The 19,822-nt window shown below is 70.0% G+C and carries 25 protein-coding genes; 14 read left to right on the top strand and 11 right to left on the bottom strand.

Annotated elements, in window-relative coordinates:
* Nucleotides 1–4: 4 nt before the first annotated feature.
* Entirely contained in the window at nucleotides 5–301 is a 297-nt protein-coding gene (locus tag VEC04_RS05825; RefSeq protein WP_324774756.1) for a CC_3452 family protein, read from the bottom strand.
* A 146-nt stretch (nucleotides 302–447) separates the two neighbouring features.
* On the opposite strand from VEC04_RS05825, the gene VEC04_RS05830 reads away from it, so the two are divergent.
* From VEC04_RS05830 to VEC04_RS05865, 8 genes are all read left to right on the top strand, one after another.
* Entirely contained in the window at nucleotides 448–1,026 is a 579-nt protein-coding gene (locus VEC04_RS05830; protein ID WP_324774758.1) for a TetR/AcrR family transcriptional regulator, read from the top strand.
* A 47-nt stretch (nucleotides 1,027–1,073) separates the two neighbouring features.
* On the top strand, nucleotides 1,074–1,448 hold the full coding sequence (locus VEC04_RS05835; protein WP_324774760.1) for a VOC family protein: 375 nt from the start codon (nucleotides 1,074–1,076) through the stop codon (nucleotides 1,446–1,448).
* Entirely contained in the window at nucleotides 1,445–2,197 is a 753-nt protein-coding gene (locus VEC04_RS05840; protein ID WP_324774762.1) for a DUF72 domain-containing protein, read from the top strand. The genes VEC04_RS05835 and VEC04_RS05840 overlap by 4 nt, the downstream gene beginning before the upstream one ends.
* A complete protein-coding gene (locus VEC04_RS05845) occupies nucleotides 2,194–2,565 on the top strand; it encodes a GFA family protein (protein ID WP_324774764.1) in 372 nt (123 codons plus the stop codon). The genes VEC04_RS05840 and VEC04_RS05845 overlap by 4 nt, the downstream gene beginning before the upstream one ends.
* A gap of 109 nt (nucleotides 2,566–2,674) precedes the next feature.
* Entirely contained in the window at nucleotides 2,675–3,223 is a 549-nt protein-coding gene (locus tag VEC04_RS05850) for a hypothetical protein (protein WP_324774766.1), read from the top strand.
* Nucleotides 3,224–3,294: 71 nt separating this feature from the next.
* Nucleotides 3,295–4,365 carry an NAD(P)-dependent alcohol dehydrogenase gene (locus VEC04_RS05855; protein ID WP_324774768.1) on the top strand — a complete coding sequence of 357 codons (1,071 nt, stop codon included), beginning with the start codon at nucleotides 3,295–3,297 and terminating at the stop codon, nucleotides 4,363–4,365.
* A gap of 94 nt (nucleotides 4,366–4,459) precedes the next feature.
* Entirely contained in the window at nucleotides 4,460–5,185 is a 726-nt protein-coding gene (gene phbB, locus VEC04_RS05860; protein ID WP_324774769.1) for an acetoacetyl-CoA reductase, read from the top strand.
* Between the two features lie 99 nt (nucleotides 5,186–5,284).
* A complete protein-coding gene (locus VEC04_RS05865; RefSeq protein ID WP_324774771.1) occupies nucleotides 5,285–6,031 on the top strand; it encodes a DUF4908 domain-containing protein in 747 nt (248 codons plus the stop codon).
* Here the strand turns inward: VEC04_RS05865 and gloB are convergent.
* Entirely contained in the window at nucleotides 6,028–6,756 is a 729-nt protein-coding gene (gene gloB, locus VEC04_RS05870; RefSeq protein ID WP_324774773.1) for a hydroxyacylglutathione hydrolase, read from the bottom strand. The genes VEC04_RS05865 and gloB overlap by 4 nt on opposite strands.
* A gap of 44 nt (nucleotides 6,757–6,800) precedes the next feature.
* On the opposite strand from gloB, the gene VEC04_RS05875 reads away from it, so the two are divergent.
* From VEC04_RS05875 to VEC04_RS05895, 5 genes are all read left to right on the top strand, one after another.
* Complete coding sequence (locus tag VEC04_RS05875; protein WP_324774775.1) at nucleotides 6,801–7,541, top strand: class I SAM-dependent methyltransferase; 741 nt, start codon at nucleotides 6,801–6,803, stop codon at nucleotides 7,539–7,541.
* Nucleotides 7,542–7,590: 49 nt separating this feature from the next.
* Nucleotides 7,591–8,094 (top strand): SixA phosphatase family protein, encoded by a 504-nt coding sequence (locus VEC04_RS05880; RefSeq protein WP_324774777.1) that lies wholly within the window; start codon nucleotides 7,591–7,593, stop codon nucleotides 8,092–8,094.
* Nucleotides 8,091–8,447 carry a DUF952 domain-containing protein gene (locus tag VEC04_RS05885; RefSeq protein ID WP_324774779.1) on the top strand — a complete coding sequence of 119 codons (357 nt, stop codon included), beginning with the start codon at nucleotides 8,091–8,093 and terminating at the stop codon, nucleotides 8,445–8,447. The genes VEC04_RS05880 and VEC04_RS05885 overlap by 4 nt, the downstream gene beginning before the upstream one ends.
* Nucleotides 8,438–9,475 carry a quinone-dependent dihydroorotate dehydrogenase gene (locus VEC04_RS05890; protein WP_324774781.1) on the top strand — a complete coding sequence of 346 codons (1,038 nt, stop codon included), beginning with the start codon at nucleotides 8,438–8,440 and terminating at the stop codon, nucleotides 9,473–9,475. Before VEC04_RS05885 ends, VEC04_RS05890 begins: the two co-directional genes overlap by 10 nt.
* 65 nt (nucleotides 9,476–9,540) lie before the next feature.
* Nucleotides 9,541–11,484 carry an ATP-binding protein gene (locus VEC04_RS05895; RefSeq protein ID WP_324774783.1) on the top strand — a complete coding sequence of 648 codons (1,944 nt, stop codon included), beginning with the start codon at nucleotides 9,541–9,543 and terminating at the stop codon, nucleotides 11,482–11,484.
* Here the strand turns inward: VEC04_RS05895 and VEC04_RS05900 are convergent.
* Nucleotides 11,442–11,888, bottom strand: coding sequence for a very short patch repair endonuclease (locus VEC04_RS05900; RefSeq protein WP_324774785.1), 447 nt, complete (start codon nucleotides 11,886–11,888; stop codon nucleotides 11,442–11,444). The genes VEC04_RS05895 and VEC04_RS05900 overlap by 43 nt on opposite strands.
* A 68-nt stretch (nucleotides 11,889–11,956) precedes the next feature.
* On the bottom strand, nucleotides 11,957–12,442 hold the full coding sequence (locus VEC04_RS05905) for a peroxiredoxin (RefSeq protein ID WP_324774787.1): 486 nt from the start codon (nucleotides 12,440–12,442) through the stop codon (nucleotides 11,957–11,959).
* A 125-nt stretch (nucleotides 12,443–12,567) separates the two neighbouring features.
* Between VEC04_RS05905 and VEC04_RS05910 the strand changes: the two genes are divergently transcribed.
* The gene (locus VEC04_RS05910; RefSeq protein WP_324774789.1) at nucleotides 12,568–13,137 is read left to right on the top strand and encodes a YqgE/AlgH family protein; all 570 of its coding nucleotides are present in this window, start codon (nucleotides 12,568–12,570) and stop codon (nucleotides 13,135–13,137) included.
* A 448-nt stretch (nucleotides 13,138–13,585) separates the two neighbouring features.
* On the opposite strand, the gene VEC04_RS05915 is transcribed toward VEC04_RS05910, so the two are convergent.
* Genes VEC04_RS05915 through VEC04_RS05945 form a run of 7 tightly spaced genes read right to left on the bottom strand, consistent with a single transcriptional unit; the run spans nucleotide 13,586 to nucleotide 19,819 of the window.
* A complete protein-coding gene (locus VEC04_RS05915) occupies nucleotides 13,586–15,253 on the bottom strand; it encodes a bifunctional diguanylate cyclase/phosphodiesterase (protein ID WP_324774791.1) in 1,668 nt (555 codons plus the stop codon).
* A gap of 45 nt (nucleotides 15,254–15,298) precedes the next feature.
* Nucleotides 15,299–15,889 (bottom strand): GNAT family protein, encoded by a 591-nt coding sequence (locus tag VEC04_RS05920; protein WP_324774793.1) that lies wholly within the window; start codon nucleotides 15,887–15,889, stop codon nucleotides 15,299–15,301.
* Between the two features lie 24 nt (nucleotides 15,890–15,913).
* Complete coding sequence (locus VEC04_RS05925) at nucleotides 15,914–17,125, bottom strand: pitrilysin family protein (RefSeq protein WP_324774795.1); 1,212 nt, start codon at nucleotides 17,123–17,125, stop codon at nucleotides 15,914–15,916.
* 50 nt (nucleotides 17,126–17,175) lie between these two features.
* On the bottom strand, nucleotides 17,176–17,889 hold the full coding sequence (locus VEC04_RS05930) for an SURF1 family protein (protein WP_324774797.1): 714 nt from the start codon (nucleotides 17,887–17,889) through the stop codon (nucleotides 17,176–17,178).
* Nucleotides 17,889–18,248: a DUF983 domain-containing protein gene (locus tag VEC04_RS05935; RefSeq protein WP_324774799.1), complete on the bottom strand. Its 360-nt coding sequence runs from the start codon at nucleotides 18,246–18,248 to the stop codon at nucleotides 17,889–17,891. The genes VEC04_RS05930 and VEC04_RS05935 overlap by 1 nt, the downstream gene beginning before the upstream one ends.
* A gap of 59 nt (nucleotides 18,249–18,307) precedes the next feature.
* On the bottom strand, nucleotides 18,308–19,216 hold the full coding sequence (locus VEC04_RS05940) for a cytochrome c oxidase subunit 3 (RefSeq protein ID WP_324774801.1): 909 nt from the start codon (nucleotides 19,214–19,216) through the stop codon (nucleotides 18,308–18,310).
* Nucleotides 19,217–19,267: 51 nt separating this feature from the next.
* Nucleotides 19,268–19,819, bottom strand: coding sequence for a cytochrome c oxidase assembly protein (locus VEC04_RS05945; RefSeq protein ID WP_324774802.1), 552 nt, complete (start codon nucleotides 19,817–19,819; stop codon nucleotides 19,268–19,270).
* Between the last annotated feature and the right edge of the window lie 3 nt (nucleotides 19,820–19,822).

The raw sequence follows: 19,822 nt of genomic DNA on the forward strand, positions 1-19,822 counted from the left end.
GCGTTCAGGCGGCGGCCGCGTTGCACTGGGCCAGCTCGGCCTCGGTGAGCGCGACGCCGTTCCGCTCGTAGCGGGTCACCGCGCCGAAGCGGGCGACGAAGCGGCGGCATTCGCGCAGCACCGGCTGCGAGGCTCCGGGACCGCGGGCGACGCAGGCGCCGTCCGGCCCGCAGGACCACGAGCGGCCGTCGAGGACGAGGCGGCGGGCCTCGCCCGGGGCCGCGAGGGTGGCGGCGGCGTCGAGAAGAGGAGCGGGCTGGGCGGCCGCGAGGGTCGCGGCGATCAGGGACATGAGAAGCATCGGAGCCTCCTGGGCTGGTCTTCTGGGGCTGTTCAAGGCGGCCGGTTCGTGCGAAAGTGACCGACCGTGCACATATGAGTGACCGCTCGGTCACTTCGAGTCAACAGAAAAGTGTCCGCTCGGATACTTTTGTCATGGAGGTCTGCATGCCGCCCAAAGGCGCCGCCACCCACGCCCGGCTGATCGAAGAGGCGATGACGCAGGTCACGGTGCGCGGTCTGGCGGCCGTCAGCCTGCAGGACGTCGCCGGCGCCGCGGGCGTGTCGAAGAGCGCGGTGCTGAAGCATTTTCAGTCCAAGGAGGCGCTGCAGGCAGAGGTGGTCGACACCATGATCGAGCGCTTCACCGAGGCGGTGTGGCGGCCGGCCGAGCCCCTGCCCCCCGGCCGCGAGCGGCTGGACCGCATCTTTCAGGGCGAGTTGGACTGGATCGATGGCGAGGACCGCCCCGGCGGCTGCCCGCTGAAGGCGGCGGCGATGGAACTGGACGACCAGCCCGGACCGCTGCGCGACACGCTGAAGGCCAGCCAGCAACGCTGGGCCAGGGTGCTGAAGCGCGAGTTCCGGACGCTGAATCCGAACGCCGACGACGCCACCCTGGAAGTGCTGGTGTTCCAGTTCAAGGGCATCGTGCTGGCCTACGGGCATTCGCGCCGCCTGCTGGACGACGAGACGGCGCGGGCGCAGGCGACCGCGGCCTACCGGATGCTGGTCGGGGCGGCTTGATCGGCGCGCGCGAGCAGACGAAGGTCGCCGGCGACAGGAGCCCGGACATGCCGACGACCGTCACGCCGATGATCCATGTGCCCGACGTCGAGGCGGCGGCGGCCTGGTACGCACGGCTCGGATTCACCATCGAGGGCTCGGCGTCGGACGGGCGCGAGACGACCTGGGCGAAACTGACGCTGGGCGAAAACGCGGTGATGCTGAACTGCGGCGGCCGGCCCGCCCAACATGACCGCCGGGACGTGGATCTCTATGTGGGCGTGAACGACGTCGGGGCGTGGCGCGATCGCCTGCCGGAGGAGATCGAGATCATCCAGGACGTCTATGACGCCTACCACGGCATGCGCGAATTCATCGTGCGCGACCTGAACGGCTTCTGGATCACCTTCGGACAATGGATGGGCGGAGAGCAGACGGCATGACCGGAACCATTCGCGTCGGAATCGGCGGCTGGACCTATGAACCGTGGCGGGGCGTCTTCTATCCGGAGAAGTGGAGTCAGAAGCGTGAGCTGGAATACGCCAGCAGGCACACGACCTCGATCGAGATCAACGGCACCTACTATTCCGGCTTCAAGCCCGAGACGTGGATGAAGTGGCGCGACGAGACGCCCGACGATTTCGTCTTCGCGGTCAAGGCCAGCCGCTTCTGCACCAACCGCAAGGTGCTGTCCGAGGGCAATGAGAGCCTGGAACGGTTCCTCGATCAGGGGCTGGCCGCCCTGGGAGACAAACTGGGGCCGATCAATTGGCAGTTCATGGCTACCAAGAAGTTCGACCCGGTCGACTTCGAGGGCTTCCTGAAGCTGTTGCCGAAGGAGAAGGACGGGGTCCGGCTGCGGCATGCGCTGGAGGTCCGCAGCGGCACCTTCGACAACGAGCGGTTCTACGACCTCGCCCGAGAATACGGAGCGGCGATCGTCTACGGCCATGACGACGAGGCGCCGGAATGGCCGCGCATCGATCAGGACACCGCAGACTTCAAATACGCCCGGCTTATGTCGAGCCGGGAGGATGAGCCCACCGGAATGACCTCCGCCGAGCTGGACGGGATCGTGAAGCAGACCCGCGAATGGGCGAAGAAGGGCGACGTGTTCGCCTACTTCATCTCCGGGGCCAAGGTGCGCAATCCGGCGGCGGCGCAGGCGCTGATCGCGAAGCTGGGACAGTGACCGGCCGGGTGCAGGGAAGCTGCCACTGCGGGGCCCAGCGGTTCACCGCCCCGGCCCCGGAGATGGTGACCCACTGCAACTGCTCGAGCTGCACCAAACGGGGGACGGTGGCAGCCTATTACGCGCCGGAGGAGGTCGAGCTCAGCCTGACGCCGGAGACGCTCGTCGCCTACGAGTGGGGCGACCGGATGATGACCTTCCATCACTGCGCGACGTGCGGCTGCGCCGTTTTCGCGGAGTCGGATGCGTGGACGACGGACGAGGGCGAGGACCGGCCAGAACGGATCACCCTGAACGCGCGGCTGTTCGACGACTTTGACCTCGCTGCCGTGCCGGTGCGCTACGTCGACGGCCGCAACGGCTGGTGAACTGAACACGTCTGCGCCCCTCCGCGGCCAGCCTGGCATTACGGCGAATTAAGCAACCCGATGACCCTTGCTTTGATAGGTAGCTGGCCACGCACGATAGGAGGCAGCAATGACCGGTGATGAAACGATCGTCCGCCTGCAGAAGCAGGTCGGCCGTTTGCAGGCAGTCACCGTGGCGATGGGACTTGGCCTCGCCGCGGTGCTGGTGAGCGGGGCCGCGCGCGACCCGATCAAGGACGAGATCAAGGCGCGGCGGATCGCGCTGGTCGACTCCCGCGGGGTCGAGCGGGTGGTGATGGGCGAAGACACGGGCCGCCGGCACGGGCGCTCCGCCGCCGTCTGGATCTATGACGAGACCGGCGCCGAACGCGGCGGCATGGGCACTTTCGAGAATGGCCAGGCGTCCATCGCACTGGACGCGCCGGCCGGCGTAGGCGCGCCGATGCCGGACCGACTGGGACTGGTGGTGTCGAGCACGGGCGCCGCCGCGATCCAGCTGAACAACAACGACACCGGCGTGCCGGTGCGGCTGGTGACCGATGCAGAAGGCGGCGGCGGGGTGGAGCTGATCGAGTTCGACCACGCCGAACGGAAGGCGCGCATCCGGCGCCTCACCTACGGCGACGACACCCGGCGCGAGGTCTCGCTCGGCGAGTGACGGCGGTTGCCGCGGAAAGGCGCGGCGCCTAGCTAGAGGCGCCACCCTCCCCGCGCTTCCGGAAATCCGCCATGCCCATCGCCACCCGCGCCTTCGCCGCCACCGCGGCCGACGCCCCGCTGACGCCGTACAGCTTCGACCGGCGCGATCCGGGCCCGGACGACGTGGCCATCGACATCAAATTCTGCGGCGTCTGCCACTCGGATCTGCACGTGGCGAAGAACGACCTCGGCAACACCCGCTATCCGATCGTCCCGGGCCATGAGATCGCCGGCGTGGTGACGGCGGTGGGGACTAATGTGACGCGGTTCCGGGAAGGCGACCGGGTCGGCGTCGGCTGCATGGTCGACAGCTGCCGGACCTGCCCGGCCTGCCTCGAGGGCGAGGAGCAGTACTGCGTTCCCGGCATGACCCAGACCTATGGCTCCCCCGATCCGAAGGGCGCAGCGGTCGGGCAGACCATGACCCAGGGCGGCTATTCCGATCGCATCACGGTCGACCAGAACTATGTGCTGCGCATTCCCGACAGCATCCCGCTGGACGTCGCCGCGCCCCTGCTGTGCGCCGGTATCACGACCTATAGCCCGCTGCGGCAATGGGGGATCGGGCCGGGATCGAAGGTCGCGGTAGTCGGGCTGGGCGGACTTGGCCACATGGCCGTCAAGCTGGCCGCGGCGATGGGGGCGGAGGTGACGGTGCTGTCGACCTCCGACCGCAAGAAGGCCGACGCCGAGCGGATGGGCGCGAAGCATTTCCTGATCAACTCGGACAGGGCGGCCATGAAGGCGGCCGGCGAAACGTTCGACCTGATTATCAACACCGTCTCGGCCACGCACGAGATCGCCAGCCATGTGAACCTGCTGGCGCGCGACGGCACCATGGTCATGCTGGGCCTGACCACCGAAGGCCTGCCGGTCTACGCCATGCCGCTGCTGTGGCGCCGCCGGCGCATCGCGGGGTCGCTGATCGGCGGGATCCGCGAGACCCAGCAAATGTTGGATTTTTGCGCCGAACACGGCCTGGCCTGCGATATCGAAGTCATCGCGCCGGACCAGATCAACGAAGCCTATGCCCGCATGGAGCGCTCGGACGTGCGCTACCGCTTCGTGATCGACATGGGCCGCTTCGATAAAGCCGCGTGAGCCTGTCCTTTCCGCGCAACGGCTGGCGGGCTAAAGCGTATCCATAAGCAGGCGGCCCGGACGAGAGGCCGCCGCTCAGGACAGGGAAACGGACATGGCACGAGTGGCTCTGGTCACGGGCGGCACCCGCGGCATCGGCAAGGCGATCGCCCAGCGGCTGAAAGAAGACGGCATGGCCGTGGCCGCCGGCTATTCCGGCAACGAGGAGGCCGCGCGGGCGACCGCCGAGGAGCTCGGCGTCATGGTGGTCAAGGGCAACGTCGGCTCGTTCGAGGATTGCCAGCGGGCGGTGCAGCAGATCGAGGCCGAGCTGGGCCCGATCGACATCCTGGTCAACAACGCCGGCATCACCCGCGACGGCTTCTTCCACAAGATGAGCGCCGACCAGTGGTCCGACGTGATCCGGGTCAATATGGACAGCGTCTTCAACATGACGCGGCAGGTCATCAACGGCATGCGCGACCGCGGCTTCGGACGCATCGTCAACATCAGTTCCATCAACGGCCAGAAGGGCCAGATCGGCCAGACCAACTATTCGGCCGCCAAGGCGGGGATGATCGGCTTCACCAAGGCGCTGGCGCTGGAGAATGCGCGCAAGGGGGTCACGGTGAATTGTATCGCCCCCGGCTATATCGACACCGAGATGGTGGGGGCCATGGACGAGAAGGTCCTGGCCGGAATCGTCGCCCAGATCCCGGTGGGAAGGCTCGGAAAAGGCGAGGAAATCGCCGATATGGTGTCGTGGCTGGCCGGGGAACGTGCCGGATATGTCACAGGCTGCACCCTGTCGCTGAACGGCGGTCAGTATCTGGTGGGCTAGGGCGCGGCCGCCCAAAATCCGCCGCGCAGCAATTCCACGACGGACGCCATGGAGTTGACGGCGAGGGTCAGAACGGCGCGCAGGCCGCTTTTGACCGCGATGGCGATCGCCCTCGCGGCGGCCGTGCTGTCGCTGCTGTTCGTCGCCTCCGACGCCACCGCCCAAAACCGCGGCAACGCCCAGGCCGAGCAGAGCCAGTCGCTGCGCGATCGCCGGCCGTCCGCGCCGGCCCTGCCGCCCGTCGGCCGCTATGTGGCGGAGTCTGGCGAGGGCTTCATCCTCGACCGTTCCGGACGCCATCCGCTGCTGCGCTTCGACCGGCGCGACGAGACATGGGTGTTGAGGCCCACCGCGGCGCCGCGCGGCGACGTGATCTATCGCAACGACGCCGGCGAGCAGGTGCTGCGGGTGACGCCCAGCGGCGGCATGACCGTCTATACGTCTCGCGCGCCCGGGGGATCGCCCGCCTCGTTCAGCGGCGCGGGCCGGAGCCTGACCCCGCCGACGCTCGGCCCGATGCTGCTGTTCCGCCTGATGGCCCAGCGCAGCGCCATGGTCAGCCAGGTCGTCGGCCATCTCGTCCAGGTCGATCTGGACGGCGACCAGTCGGAAGCCCTGTGCGTCGAGGCCCTGGTCGTCACCACCGAGGCTGTCATCCGCATCGCCCGCTCGCCCACCGCCCGGCAGTATGTCGCCGAACTGCGCCGCATCTCGATCGTGGAGGGTTCGCGGGCCGGAGTGACCTATTCGCGCGGCGTCCTGACCGTCACCGTCGACCCGGGCGAGGGCATGGCCGGGCGACCCTCCTCGGCCCGGGTGATCCGCGCCATCGTGCCCCGCACCTAACCGCGGAACTGATCCTTGGCCGCTCGCCGGGTCGCGAAATCCGCAGCGTCGGCGGCCCGCAGGAATGGGTTGAACGCCTTCTCCGCTCCGATGGTGGTCGGAACCGTCGGCTGACCCCGCTCCCGCGCCGCGAACACCGCCGCGGCCCGCGCCGCCATCTGCGGCCGGTCATCGAGGCTGAGGGCGAAGCGGGCGTTGGCCGCTGTGTATTCGTGAGCGCACCAGACCGTGGTCCCGTCGGGCCAGGCGGCGAGCTTCTGCAGGCTGTCCCACATCTGTTCCGGCGTGCCCTCGAACAGGCGGCCGCAGCCGAGCGCGAACAGCACATCCCCGACGAAGGCCTGGCCGCCGGCCGGGTCACGGTAGACGATGTGGCCGAGGGTGTGGCCGGGCGTATCGGTCACTTCCAGCCCGGTTTCGCCCAGCATCACCGTCTCGCCGCCGCGGACGACACCGTCCAGCGGAGCCGCCCGGCGAACCTCCTCCGGGCCGAGAATCCCGCAGCCGGTCGCCGCCTTGACGGCCGCGTTGCCCTGGGTGTGGTCCAGATGCCAGTGGGTGTTGAGGATCAGGTCCAGCCGTCCCCAGCCGGAGCGCTCCAGATCGGCGAGGATGGCGTTGGCGTCCGGCGTGTCGATCGTCGCCACAGCGCCGGTGGCGACGTCGCGGACGAGGAAGCCGTAGTTGTCGGAAAGGCAGGGGAACAGGCGAACGTCCAGGGGCATGCCGCATTCTAGCAGCGGCCCCTTCCGCGGCCTATGGTGACCGGATGCGGCGCAGCATCGAGGAGCTTCGGACCTTCTACGGCGAGCCGGCCGGCGCGCTGGCCCGACGGCTGCTGGCCCGCCGGCTCGAGGACGCCTGGGGCGAGGCGGCCAATTGCGACGTGCTGGGCGTCGGCTATGCGACCCCGTGGCTGGACGCCTTCGTCGGGGCCCGGCGGATCGTCGCCGCCATGCCGGGCGGACAGGGGGTCGAGCTGTGGCCGTCGGTCGGGCGCAACCGAACCGTCCTCGTCGACGACCGGCGCCTGCCGTTTGCGGCGGGGAGTTTCGACCGCATCCTGCTGGTTCATGCCCTCGAGGAGGCGGAAGACGCCGCCGGCCTGCTGGCGGAAGCGGTGCGGGCCCTCACCCCGGCCGGGCGAATCATCCTGATCGCCGCCGCCCGGGGCGGGCTGTGGTCGCGGGTCGAGGCGACCCCGTTCGGCCACGGCCGCCCCTTCACCCGCCGCCAGCTGGAGCGGCTGGTCCGCGACGCCGGGCTGGAGCCCACCGCCTGGTCGCAGACCCTGTACGTGCCGCCGTGGGGACCCTTGCTGCCTCTGGCCGACGGCTTCGAACAGGTCGGCCGCCGGGTCATGCCAGGCGCCGCCGGCGTCATCCTGCTGGAGGCCACGCGACAGGCCTATGCCCGGGTGCATCCGGGCAGCGCCGTGGCCACGGCTTCCGTGCTGGCGCCCGCCCTCCATCCCCAGCCGGCCTCGCGCAGCCGCCGGGTGCGCGCCTGAGGCGTTTCCCCTGCTTTGCAGGCCGGCCGTCAGGCCCTAAAGGGCGGACATGCAGAGACTGATCCTGATGCGGCACGCCGAAGCCGAGCGGGCCGCCGGCTCGGGCCGCGACCGTGATCGCGCCCTGTCGGCGCGGGGCCGGCTCGACGCCGCCGCCATGGGGCGGGCGCTGGCGGCGCGCGGGCTGCGGCCGGATCTGGCGCTGGTCTCGCCGGCGACGCGGACGCACCAGACCTGGGACCTGCTCCACGACGCCTTCGGCGACGTTCAGATCCGCGATGACGAGGCGCTGTACAACGGCGGCGCCGACACCCTGCGCCGGCTGGTCGAGGCGGCCGAGGACGAGGCCGGCTGCCTGATGCTGGTGGCGCACAATCCGGGGGTTCACGTGCTGGCGGTGGAGTATCTGATCGAGAGCGCCGCCTCTCCGTCGATCCTTGACCGCATGACCGGCGGCTTTCCGCCGGGTGCGGCGGCGGTCTTCAGCGTCGACGCCGCCGGACGCCGCACGCTCGAGGGCTATCTGCAGCCGCGCGACCTGGCTGCGGAATGACGGCGGCCATCTACAAGCTGGTCGACCGCAGCGAGTGGGAGGCGGCCCGCGCGGCCGGCGCCTATCACGGGTCGGCGGTCGACCGCGCCGACGGCTACATCCATCTGTCGAGCGGCGCACAGCTCGCGGAGACGGCGCGCCGCCACTACGCCGGCCGCCGGGGGCTGGTGCTGGTCGAGGTGGCCGTGACGGCCCTGGGCGAGGCGCTGCGCTGGGAGCCCTCGCGGGGCGGCGACCTGTTCCCGCACGTGTACGGCCCCCTGCTCCTGTCGGCGGCGCGATCCGAACGCGCCCTGTCGGTGCGGGACGACGGAACCCCGGTCTTCGAGGACGGAGCGGTCGGATGGCCATGACCGACATCGGGGCCGCGGTCCTGCGTTCGCTCGATCCCGAGACGGCGCACCGTCTCGCCATCCAGGTCCTGAGGGTCACGCCCCTGCCCGCGCCCCGCGCGGACGATCCGGTGCTGGCCACGACCGTCGCCGGCCTGCGTCTGACCAATCCGGTCGGTCTGGCCGCGGGGCTGGATAAAAACGGCGAGGCCTTGCGCGGACTGTCGCGGCTCGGCTTTGGCTTCGTCGAATGCGGCTCGGTCACGCCGCGCCCGCAGCCGGGCAATCCCCGACCGCGCCTGTTCCGGCTGTCTGAAGACCGCGCGGTGATCAACCGGATGGGCTTCAACAACGACGGTCTCGAGGCCTTCGCGGCCCGCCTTGCCCGGCGCCCGGGCGGGGCGGTGATCGGGGCCAATCTTGGGGCCAACAAGGAGACGGAGGACAAGGCCGCCGACTATGTCGCCGGGCTGAGGCGGCTGAAGGGGCTGGCCGACTACGTCACCGTCAATGTCTCGTCGCCGAACACGCCGGGGCTGCGCGACCTGCAGGGCCGGGCGGCGCTGGACGACCTGCTCGGCCGGCTGGCCGAAGCCCGTGGGGGCGATCCCACGCCGGTGTTCCTCAAGATCGCGCCCGACCTGGGCGGGGCGGAGATCGGCCTGATCGTCGAGGCCGCCCTCGATCACGGCATCGACGCGCTGATCGTGGCCAACACCACCCTCGACAGGCCGGAGACCCTGCGCTCCCAGGACCGGAACGAGAGCGGCGGGCTGTCCGGAGCGCCCCTGAAGGCGCGGGCGCGGGCGGCCCTGAAGGCGGCGGCGGAGGCGGCGGCCGGCCGCCTGCCGCTGATCGCCGTCGGAGGCATCGACTCCGGCGCGGAGGCCTATGATCGCCTGCGGGCCGGGGCCTCGGCGGTGCAGATCTACAGCGCGCTCGTGTTCGAGGGGCCGGGGCTGGTTGGACGGATCAAACACGAACTCGCCGACCGCCTGAAGTCCGACGGCTTCTCCACAGCGGCGGAGGCCACGGCGGCGGCCCGTTGACGGAGCGTTAGGGCAAGCCCGGCATGATGCGACGAGGGCGAACGAGCCCGATCCGGGGGAGCCGCATGGCGATCGCCAAAGCCGACATGCCTGCCGCCGCCCCCGACAGCTGGGCCGGCGCCGTCCGCCAGCGGCGCAAGGCGCTGCTGCAGCGGCTGGGCATGGCCGCCGCGTGCGCGCTGGTGTTCAGCCCCCTGCTCGGCTGGTCGCTCAGCGCCGCGTGGATGCTGGGATATTTCACGGTCCAGCTGATCGACCTGTGGATTTTCGGCCCGATCAACGACGGCAAGACCGAGCGGCTGCGCGGCCTGCGCAGTCTGGCCGGTCACGCCATACTGGCCATAAACGCCAGCTATTTCGGCAGCCTGGCCATTCCGCTGTGGATCGTCGGCGGCGCCATGGGCGGCATCTGCGCCTCAATGCTGCTGTCGGCCGGCGCGATCTATTCGATGATCAACGCACCGCGCTCGACCTCGGTCTTGATGCTGACGGTGACGCCGCAGTTTCTCTATCTCGCCTCGACGCCGTTCTTCATGGCTGCCCACGGGGCCTCGCCCGCCTTCGTGACCGCAGCCTCGGTCGCGGTCGGGGTCTTCATCACCTACTGTCTGTCGACCTGGCAGCGCATGAACCAGGCGCGGGACTCCGAAAGCGCCGCGCGCATCGACGCCGAGGAGAAGCGCGCCACGGCCGAGCGCATCATGGAGGGCCGCAGCGCCTTCCTGGCCGCCGTCGGCCATGACCTGCGCACGCCGATCAGCGCCATCCTGACCGGTTCGGCGGAACTGGAGCGCGGCGCCGTCGACGGCAACGCCCGGGCCCAGGCCCGGCTGATCAGCGACGCCGGCTTCATGATGAAGGCCCTGCTCGACGACCTGCTCGATCACGCCAAGCTCGAGGCCGGGCACATGACGGTGGACGCCGTCGACTTCAACCTGCGGGATCTTCTGAACCAGTCAGCCCGGCTATGGCGCGGCCCGGCCCGGGCCAAGGGCCTGAAGCTGCGCATCGAGGGCGCCGCCTCGGTGCCGACCTCGGTGCGCGGCGACCCGATGCGGCTGCGTCAGGTGCTCAACAACCTGATATCCAACGCCATGAAGTTCACGGTCGAGGGCTCGATCACCCTGCGCTTCAATGTCTGGACGGAAGACGCCGGCGGCCATGCCGTGCTGATCGAGGTCGCCGACACCGGCCCGGGCATGACGCGCGATCAGCTGGCGCGCCTGTTCACCCCCTTCGACCAGACCGCCGACGGCGTCAGCGCCCGTCACGGAGGCACCGGTCTCGGCCTGTCGATCAGCCGGCATCTGGTCGAGCTCATGGGCGGCCGCCTGACCGCGCGCAGCCGCGTCGACCATGGCTCCAGCTTCACCCTGGCCCTGCGGCTGGAGCCCGCCCAAGCCGGCGCCGTGGTCGCCCCGGCGCTGGACCAGGAAAGCCGCGACGCTGTCGCGCGGGCGCTTTCGAGCCGGCCTTCGGCCCCGGCCACGCCCGCGCCGGCGGCCCAGTCGCTGATGGAAGCGGCCGTCGAGCCGGCCGGGCCCGCGCCTGAGCCCGCGCCTGAGCCGGTCGCGGACGAGAACGAGGACGACGGCCGGCCGATGCGGGTGCTGGTCGTCGACGACCACGACATCAACCGGCGCGCCATCCAGCTGATCCTGCAGCCGCTCGGCTGCGACATCGCCACCGCCGCCGACGGCATGGCCGCACTGAAGATCTGCGAGACCTCAAGCTTCGACCTGATCTTCATGGACGTGCGGATGCCCGAGCTCGACGGGCGCGAGACCACCCGCCGCATCCGCGACGGCAACGGCCCCAACGCCCTCGTGCCGGTCATCGCGGTGACGGCGGATACGGCGCCGGAAGACATCGCCGCCTGCACAGCGGCGGGCATGACCTATTTCGTGCCGAAGCCGATCACCCCGCCGATGCTGCTGGGAGCCATCAACCACGTGATGACCATGGCTCAGGCCGAGGACGCCCCCGCGGTCGAGACCGCCGCCGCCTGATCCTTCACCGCGGCGACCAGCCGGGCCGGGAACTCCGGCGACTTCATCTCGCACTCCCAGATCGTCAGCACGCGCCAGCCGGCCGCCTCCAGCGCCGCCTGCGCGGCGGCGTCCCGCGCCCGGTTGCGGTCGATCTTGGCCGTCCAGTAGGCGGCGTTGGCCTTGGGTTGGCGCGCGCCGCGAGCGCAGTCGTGGCCGTGCCAGAAGCAGCCGTGCACGAACACCGCCGTGCGCCGTCCCTTCATGATCAGATCGGGCCGCCCCGGCAGAGCGCCGCCGCCCAGCCGGTAGCCGACCCCCGCCGCCCGCAGGGTTCGGCGCACGGCCAGCTCCGGCGCGGTGTCGCGACCTTTCACCCGACGCATCACGGCGCTGCGTTTCTCGGGGGTGAAGACGTCGGTCATGGCGCAGACCTCGCGCCCGCACGGCGCTCAAGCAACGAGCAACCGCGTCGCGAGCGATAGCGCTCCTTTCAGAGCTGCGTCAGCATGTGCTCCGCGGACGAGACCTTGAACTCGCCGGGCTGCTCGACATTCAGCTGCTCGACCACGCCGTCGCGGACGATCATCGAATAGCGCTGCGAGCGCTCCCCCATGCCGTAGGCCTTGGCGTCCATCGACAGGCCGAGCGCGCGGGTGAAGTCGCCGTTGCCGTCGCCCAGCATGACGATGTCATCCTTGCCGACCCCCTGGCTGTCGGCCCAGGCCCCCATCACGAAGGCGTCGTTGACCGACAGGCAGGCGACGGTGTCGACGCCCTTGCCCGCCAGATCCTCGCGGTGGTCCTTGAAGCCGGGCAGGTGTTTCGCCGAACAGGTCGGGGTGAAGGCCCCCGGCACGGCGAACAGGGCCACGGTCTTGCCGGCGAAGATGTCGTCGGTGGACACCGGCTTCGGGCCGTCGTCGGTGGCGCGGGTCAGGGTGGCCGAGGGGATGCGGTCGCCGATCTGGACGGTCATGGGAGGCTCCGGAGCAGGGGTGAGAGGTCAAACTCCCGGTCCAGATAGGCTCTGCGAAGCGATGCGCCAACCTTTCCCGCGCCCGCGGCCTTGCACGTCCGGCGTGGGGGTCCAAGATAGACGCCATGGACCAATTCCAATCCTTGGCCGGGCGGCTGCTGGTGGCCATGCCCGGCATCAGCGATCCCCGCTTCGAACACGCCGTCATTCTGGTCTGCGCCCACCGTCCCGACCACGCCATGGGCCTGCGCCTCGACCGCCCCGCGCCCGGCATCGACCTGAAGGCGGTGCTGACCAAGCTCGAGACCCCGGCCCCGGACTCGGCCTCGCAGTGCGCCGTGCTGGTCGGCGGGCCGGTGGAGCGCGAACGGGGCTTCGTGCTGCACACCGACGACTGGCTGATCGAGGACGCCTCTCTGGCCTTCGGCGACGGCCTGGCCATGACCGGCACCCGCGAGGCGCTGGCGGCGATGGTCGATCCCGCCGCCGGTCCGCGCCGCGCCGTGCTGCTGCTCGGCTACGCCGGCTGGGGCGAGGGGCAGCTGGAGGACGAACTGGGCGAGAACGTCTGGCTCACCGCCGATGCCGATACGGACCTGATCTTCGATCCGGACTACGAAGGCAAATGGGGCAAGGCGCTGGCCGGACTGGGCGTCGATCCGGCGCAGCTGTCAGGGCAGAGCGGCCGGGCGTAGACGGACGCCGGCGCCTGAATTCTCAGGCTATCCGCCCCTTCTGAGAACCTTGTCTCTCGCGGAGGCGTGCTCGCTCAAATTCTGGCGGCCGTGCTCGTAGTCGGTCGCCTGAATGTTCCGACATCTATAGTCCTGCCGCGCGTCGGCGGTCTGACGACCGGTGGGAGCCAGGCTCGTGCCCAGACGCTGACAATGCTCCGTCCGCTCGGCCAGCGTCATGGGGCTGGAGTCGATCGGGGCGCAGGCGCCCAGGGCCAGCATCCCGCACGCCAGGAAGATGGAAACGATCGAAGCTCGTATGGGTCGATCTCCCGCCGAGGCCGGGGGATTGGCCCCTGCCGCGGACTACATACCCGGGGGCGTCACTCGTCGAGGTTAACGGATGCGAGCTGAGGTTGCGGGCCTGGCCGGCAGGTCGTCTTGAGCCGATTGCGACTGTCGGATCGACCTAGGCCGAGCGCGCCTTGATCGGCGCGGTGCCGTCGGCGAGGGACTCGTTGAGATAGACCTCGGCCTCCTGGGCCGCCAGGGCCGGGGCGTAGCCGAAACCCTGGCCGTAGTGGCACTGGGCGTCCAGTAGCAGGGCGGCCAGGCCGGCGTTCTCGACCCCCTCGGCGACCACTTCCAGCGACAGGTCGCGGCCGAGGTTGACCACCGACTTGACGATCTTGGCCGACCCCTCGTCCTTGTCCATAGTCAGAACGAAATAGCGGTCGATCTTAAGGGTATCGAACGGCAGCTTGGCGAGCCAGGTCAGGGACGAGAAGCCGGTGCCGAAATCGTCGAGCGCCAGCGAGGCCCCGGCGTTGCGCAGCTGGGTCAGGGTGTCGGCGGCGCGCGTGGTGTCGCGCATGATGTCGCCCTCGGTGACCTCGAGCTTCAGCGCGCCCTTCGGCAGGCCCGACTCGGCGATGATGCGGGCGACGTCCTCGACCAGATTGGCCCGTTCGATCTCTCCGACCGACAGGTTGACGCTGCAGAACAGCCGGCCGGCCGACGGGTGGCGCACCAGCCATTCGGCCAGCTGGCGCGACGCCTGCCTCATCATCAGCAGGCCGAGGTCGTTCATCAGGCCCATTTCGTCGGCGAGGCCGAGGAATTCGTCGGGCGGCACCAGTCCGCGCTGCGGATGCCGCCAGCGGGCCAGCGCCTCAAAGCCGGCCACGGCGCCGGTCTTCAGGTTGACGATCGGCTGGTAGAACGGCTCGATCTCGCCGCGCACGAAGGCGTTGCGCAGGTCGGCCTCGAGCGCCAGCCGCGACAGGCTGTCGGACTCCAGCGCCCGGCCGTAGGCGGCGGCCCCGCCGCGGCCGGCGGTCTTGGCCTGTTCGACGGCCAGCTCGGCCCGGCGCAGCAGTTCGGCCGGATCGGGCGCATCCGGCCCGCCCTCAGCGGCCACGGCGCCGATCGAGACGGTCGGATAGATGTCGAAGCCGGCGACCCGCAACGGCTGCTCCAGCGCTTCGCGCAGACGCTCCGAGGCGGCGCCCGAGCCGCGCGGTACGATGACCGCGAACTCGTCCTCGCCGACGCGGGCGGGATTGGCTTCCTGGGCGAAGGCCCCGTTCAGACGCGAGCCCAGCGCCGCCAGCACCAGGTCGGCCCGCTCGTGCCCCAGCGCCTCGTTCAGGCGCCTCAGGCGGTCGACGTCGGCCACCACCAGTTCGAAATCACCCGGCTGGGTCAGGGTCTCGCCGGCGCGGGCGAGGAAGGTGCGGCGGTCCAGCAGTCCGGTCAGATAGTCCCGGTGGGAGGCCGCGAACTTGGTCTCCAGCGCCACCACCCCCGCGGCGCGCAAGCCGTCCTCCAACCACACGCCACGCCACAGGCAGGTCTCGGAATCGCGCATGCGCATACGCACGGCGACCTCGGTCCCCTCTTCCTGCGGCTTGAGGATGCGCTCGGCCAGCGAACGGTCGGACGGGACGGCGACGGCGGTGAAGGCCGCGCCCGAGCACTCCGGCGCCAGCGGCCCGAGACCCAGCGCGCGGGTCGCGCCGGTGAAGCGCATCTGGTCGTCGGACGGTGTCCATATCCACAGCGCCGTGTCCGCGGCGGCCAGCGCCTCGATGGCGGTCGTCGCGTCCCAGGCCAGACTTCTGGAGCGAGTGTTCAAAACGCGTGACGGTCCCGACAGGACGGCGTCCGGGAGCACCCCGGTTCAGCCGCCGCGCCCGGCCGCGTCGTTGACGATGCCGAACAGCAGATGATCTGCCCAAGCGCCGTTAATTTTGAGATAAGCCCGCGCCTGTCCCTCAAGCACGAAACCCGCCTTTTCCAGCACCCGGCGCGAGGCCAGGTTCGTCGGCACGCAGGCGGCGTCGACGCGGTGCAGGTTCAGCTCATGGAAGGCGTAGGCCACCACGGCCCGAACCGCCGCCGTGGCGTAGCCGCGTCCCGCCCACGGCTGGCCGATCCAGTAGCCCAGGGTCCCGGACTCGGCGACGCCGCGCCGCACGTTCGACAGGGTGATGGCGCCGACCAGCGACTGGTCGGCGTCGGCGAAGATGAAGAAGGGCCAGGCGTTCCCCGCCTCCATCTCGCGGCCGTAGATCGACAGGCGGCGCTTGAAGGCGGCGCGGGTCAGGTCGTCCTCGGGCCAACTCGGCTCCCACGGCTGCAGATAGGCGTGAGAGGTCTGGCGCAGCCGGGCCCACGCCTCGTGGTCCGAGGCGCGCGGCGGGCGCAGGATCACGCCTTCGCCCTTCACGACCGGACCGGCCGCGTCGTTGATCCAGTCCAGCAGGGCCATGGCTGAAGGATAGTCCCCCGACGATCAGCCGAAAAGGGTTTCGCGGAAGGCCGCCCCGGCCGGAGCGGCCGCCTTGGGGCCCAGCACGGCGGTCGCCGCGCGGCCGGCCGACAGCGAGGCGGCCGCCGCCGCGCGCACGTCGTCGACGCTCTGCGCCAGCGTCCGGTCGGCCATGGTCTGGGAGGCGATCGGGGCGCCGAAGATCAGCACCTGCGCGGCGGCCCGTCCGGCCCTCGCCGCCGGGCTTTCGTCGGACATCCACAGGCCGGCGTTCATCACCGCCTTGGCCCGCGACAGCTCCGCCGCCGTCGGTCCGCTCCCGGCGAGGGCCTTCAGCTCGGCGGCGCAAACCCGCGCCAGCTCCACCGCCCGGTCGGCCGACGCGCCGGCGTAGATGCCGAGGATGCCGGCGTCCTCATAGGGCTCGTGATAGGCGTCGATGGCGTAGGCCAGGCCGCGCTCCTCGCGGGCGCTCTGGAACAGGCGCGAGGCCATGCCGCCGCCAAGGATCTCGGTCATCAGCCGCGCCGCCGCATAGGACGGATCGGCGGCCGAGGGGGCGGGCAGCTGAAAGACGATGTTGGCCTGTTCGATGCGCCGCGACAGAGCCGCGTCGCCGCCGGTGAAGCGCGGAATCGCCGGAGCTTCGGCGGGCGTCGCGGCCTCGCCGCCGAACCAGCGCTCCGTCAGCGCCAGCAGTTCCGCCTCATCGACCGCTCCGGAGGCGGCGACGACCATTCGGTCGGGGGAATACAGCCGCGCCCGCCAATCGCCGATGGAGGCGCGCGTGATCGGCCTCAGACTGGCCACGGAGCCGAGGATCGGCCGGCCCAGCGGCTGGCCCTCGAAAGCCCGGGTCTGTGCCATTTCGAAGACGTGGTCGTCGGGGGTGTCGAAGGCCTCGGCGATCTCCTGCGCAACCACGTCCTTCTCGCGCTCGATCTCGTCGGGGTCGAGGGTCGGGCGGAACACCAGGTCGGACACCACCTGCATGGCCAGCGGCAGTGAGCCGTGCAGGGCCCGCACCTCGAAACTGGTCCGCTCGTAGCCGGTCGAGGCGTTCAGCGAGCCGCCCTCGGCCTCGATCCGCTCGACGATGTCGCGCGCGCCCATGTCGCCCGCGCCCTTGAAGACGAGGTGTTCGAGGCAGTGCGACCAGCCGGAGCGGGCCTCGTCCTCCCATTTGGCGCCGCCGCGGACGGCGACGGTCAGGGCCAGGGTGCGGAGGCCGGGCATGGGATCGCAGACGACGCGGACGCCGTTCGACAGGGTGTGGAGCGTGGTGGTCAGGACGGGCTCTTTTCCGGGCCGCCGCGCAGCTTGCGGCGAAGCAGGGCGACGTAGACGCCGATCAGGGCCAGCGCCAGCCCGAACCAGGTGATCGCATAGCCGAGGTGGTTGTTCGAGAACGCGGCCGGAGGGGCGGACGGCTTCAGCGCCAGCCATTCGGGGTTGGAGGAGGTGAGGGCGAAGAGGGTCCACGGGGCCACCGGACCTTCCACTCCCAGCGCGCGGGCCATGGCGGCGTTGTCGCGGGCGAAGAAGCGCCGGCCTTCGGCGGCGAGGGCCATCGGTCCTGGCGGAGGCGTCCTTCGCACCTGCGCGACCAGCTGCGTCGGCGCCTCCGAGGCGGCGACCGGTGGACGGGCGGAGATGGCGTCCGCGACGAAGCCGCGATCGACCAGCAGGGTCTGGGGGTAGCCGGGATGTCGGCAGGCCGAGATCAGCCGGACGCCCGGCTGGCCTTCATGGATGGTCTGGAGCTCGACATAGGGGGCCGTGGCCAGCCCCGGGCAGATCAGCGCCACCCGGGAGAACTCGGGATTGTCCGCGCCGAGGACCCAGGAAGGCGCTTCGGGCAGGGCCGCCCCGGCCTGTTCGGCCTGCGCGATCAGTCCCTGTTTCCACTGCAGCCGTTGCACCTGCCAGACGCCGAGCGTCACGAGCACGGCCAGGACCAGCGCCGAGGCGATTGTCAGGATCCACGGGAAACGGCGCATCAGCCGCGCTCCGTCCTGTTGCGCATCTGCAGGGCGATCATGACGCCCTTGCCGGGCCGCATCAGGCCCAGCGACAGCCCGGCCACCAGCGGCAGGGCCACGGCGACCATGGCCCAGACCGGCGGATTGTAGGCGATCTGGACGAACAGGGCGCCGAACACCACCGGCGCGCCGGCGATCTGCATCACGAAGACGGCGGCGCCGTCTCCGGTGTTCAGCCGGGTGAGGTCGAAGCCGCAGGCGCGGCAGCGCTCCACCACCTTGAGGAAGCCCTCGAACAGCCGCCCCTTGCCGCAGTTCGGGCAGCGGCAGCGCAGACCGGCGCGGATCGGGTCGATCGGCCCAACCTCATCAAGCAAAGAGGCGCGGGACTGTTCGTCCCGCGCCGGCTGAAGATCAAGTCCTGTGGGACCGGTGGTCACCCGAAGGTGACGTAGACGAAGGCGAACAGGAACAGCCACACCACGTCCACGAAATGCCAGTACCAGGCGGCGGCCTCGAAACCGAAATGCTTCTCGGGGGTCATCTGGCCGGCCAGAATGCGTAGCAGGCAGACGGTCAGGAAGATGGTCCCGATCAGCACGTGGAAGCCGTGGAAGCCGGTCGCCATGAAGAAGATCGAGCCGTACAGGCCCGAGTTCAGCGCCTCTTCGTTGAAGAACAGGTTCTCGTGAATGATGTGGCTGTACTCATAGGCCTGCACCGACGTGAACAGCACGCCGAGCGCGATGGTGATGGCGAGGCCGATCTTGGTCGCCTTGCGGTCGCCGACCTGCAGGGCGTGGTGCGCCCAGGTCACCGTCGTGCCCGACAGCAGCAGGATGATGGTGTTGAGCAGCGGTAGCTGCCAGGCGTCCAGCACCTCGACGCCCTTGGGCGGCCAGGTCGACCAGGCGGCGGCGGTCTCGGCCCAGTTGCCGATCTCCGGAATGTGGGCGCGGGCTTCGTTGAAGACCGCCATCTCGAAGAACATCCAGAAGAAGGCGGCGAAGAACATCACTTCGGAGGCGATGAACAGGATCATGCCGTAGCGCAAGCCGATCGAGACGACCGGCGTGTGATCGCCCTGGCGGCTTTCCTTGATCACGTCGGACCACCATCCCGCCATCGAAACCAGCACCCCCGCCAGACCGGCGAAGAACAGCGCCTGCTTGCCGTCCGAGAGCAGGGCCGAGGCCAGCGGTCCGGAGTCTGCCGGAACCAGGCCCTTCATCCAGACCACGGCGCCGACCATCATGACGACGGTCGCGATCGACGACACCAGCGGCCAGGGGCTGGGATTCACCAGGTGATAGTCGTGATGCGGAACTGCGTGGGCGTCGGCCATCTGGGTCTCTTGCAACGGTCGAGAGTCGTGTCGGGGTGGCTATAGCGTCGGCTAACCGGCCGCGCCAGTGGCAGAGGCGTCTTCGGCGCCCTTGGTCGGATAGAAGGTGTAGCTGAGGGTGATCTCGCGCACGCCGCGGCTCTCGCGGTCGCTGGCGATCTCGGGCGCGACGAAATACTGGACGGGGAATTTCATCGTCTCGCCGGGGGCGATGACCTGCCCCTCGAAGCAGAAGCACTGCAGCTTCTGGAAATAGGGTCCCGCTCGTTCCGGCACGACGTTGTAGGCGGCGGTGGCGTGGATCGGCCGGTCCGAGGTGTTGGTCACGTCGAAATAGGCGAGGCCGGTTTCGCCGATCCGAACCCGCTGGCTGACCTGCTCGGCGCGGAAGGTCATGGGCAGGCCGCGGACATTGGTGTCGAAGCGGATCAGCACCGTCTCGTCGAGCACCGTGTCGGGGGCCTTGTCGGCGCGCATCACCGTGCCGTCGAAACCCGTCACCTGACAGAACAGGCGGTAAAGCGGCACGGCGGCGAAGGCCGCTCCGGTCATGCCCATGACGGCGAACACGCAGGCGATGGCGATGAGGTTCTTGCGGTTCATGGC

The sequence above is a fragment of the Brevundimonas sp. genome, from assembly GCF_035626535.1.
GTDB lineage: Bacteria > Pseudomonadota > Alphaproteobacteria > Caulobacterales > Caulobacteraceae > Brevundimonas.

Bases quoted from the DNA above. Each gene is read 5' to 3' on its own strand.
- VEC04_RS05825 (WP_324774756.1), bottom strand. From the start codon at position 301: ATGCTTCTCATGTCCCTGATCGCCGCGACCCTCGCGGCCGCCCAGCCC.
- VEC04_RS05830 (WP_324774758.1), top strand. From the start codon at position 448: ATGCCGCCCAAAGGCGCCGCCACCCACGCCCGGCTGATCGAAGAGGCG.
- VEC04_RS05835 (WP_324774760.1), top strand. From the start codon at position 1,074: ATGCCGACGACCGTCACGCCGATGATCCATGTGCCCGACGTCGAGGCG.
- VEC04_RS05840 (WP_324774762.1), top strand. From the start codon at position 1,445: ATGACCGGAACCATTCGCGTCGGAATCGGCGGCTGGACCTATGAACCG.
- VEC04_RS05850 (WP_324774766.1), top strand. From the start codon at position 2,675: ATGACCGGTGATGAAACGATCGTCCGCCTGCAGAAGCAGGTCGGCCGT.
- VEC04_RS05855 (WP_324774768.1), top strand. From the start codon at position 3,295: ATGCCCATCGCCACCCGCGCCTTCGCCGCCACCGCGGCCGACGCCCCG.
- phbB (WP_324774769.1), top strand. From the start codon at position 4,460: ATGGCACGAGTGGCTCTGGTCACGGGCGGCACCCGCGGCATCGGCAAG.
- VEC04_RS05865 (WP_324774771.1), top strand. From the start codon at position 5,285: ATGGCGATCGCCCTCGCGGCGGCCGTGCTGTCGCTGCTGTTCGTCGCC.
- gloB (WP_324774773.1), bottom strand. From the start codon at position 6,756: ATGCCCCTGGACGTTCGCCTGTTCCCCTGCCTTTCCGACAACTACGGC.
- VEC04_RS05875 (WP_324774775.1), top strand. From the start codon at position 6,801: ATGCGGCGCAGCATCGAGGAGCTTCGGACCTTCTACGGCGAGCCGGCC.
- VEC04_RS05880 (WP_324774777.1), top strand. From the start codon at position 7,591: ATGCAGAGACTGATCCTGATGCGGCACGCCGAAGCCGAGCGGGCCGCC.
- VEC04_RS05885 (WP_324774779.1), top strand. From the start codon at position 8,091: ATGACGGCGGCCATCTACAAGCTGGTCGACCGCAGCGAGTGGGAGGCG.
- VEC04_RS05890 (WP_324774781.1), top strand. From the start codon at position 8,438: ATGGCCATGACCGACATCGGGGCCGCGGTCCTGCGTTCGCTCGATCCC.
- VEC04_RS05895 (WP_324774783.1), top strand. From the start codon at position 9,541: ATGGCGATCGCCAAAGCCGACATGCCTGCCGCCGCCCCCGACAGCTGG.
- VEC04_RS05900 (WP_324774785.1), bottom strand. From the start codon at position 11,888: ATGACCGACGTCTTCACCCCCGAGAAACGCAGCGCCGTGATGCGTCGG.
- VEC04_RS05905 (WP_324774787.1), bottom strand. From the start codon at position 12,442: ATGACCGTCCAGATCGGCGACCGCATCCCCTCGGCCACCCTGACCCGC.
- VEC04_RS05910 (WP_324774789.1), top strand. From the start codon at position 12,568: ATGGACCAATTCCAATCCTTGGCCGGGCGGCTGCTGGTGGCCATGCCC.
- VEC04_RS05920 (WP_324774793.1), bottom strand. From the start codon at position 15,889: ATGGCCCTGCTGGACTGGATCAACGACGCGGCCGGTCCGGTCGTGAAG.
- VEC04_RS05925 (WP_324774795.1), bottom strand. From the start codon at position 17,125: ATGCCCGGCCTCCGCACCCTGGCCCTGACCGTCGCCGTCCGCGGCGGC.
- VEC04_RS05930 (WP_324774797.1), bottom strand. From the start codon at position 17,889: ATGCGCCGTTTCCCGTGGATCCTGACAATCGCCTCGGCGCTGGTCCTG.
- VEC04_RS05940 (WP_324774801.1), bottom strand. From the start codon at position 19,216: ATGGCCGACGCCCACGCAGTTCCGCATCACGACTATCACCTGGTGAAT.
- VEC04_RS05945 (WP_324774802.1), bottom strand. From the start codon at position 19,819: ATGAACCGCAAGAACCTCATCGCCATCGCCTGCGTGTTCGCCGTCATG.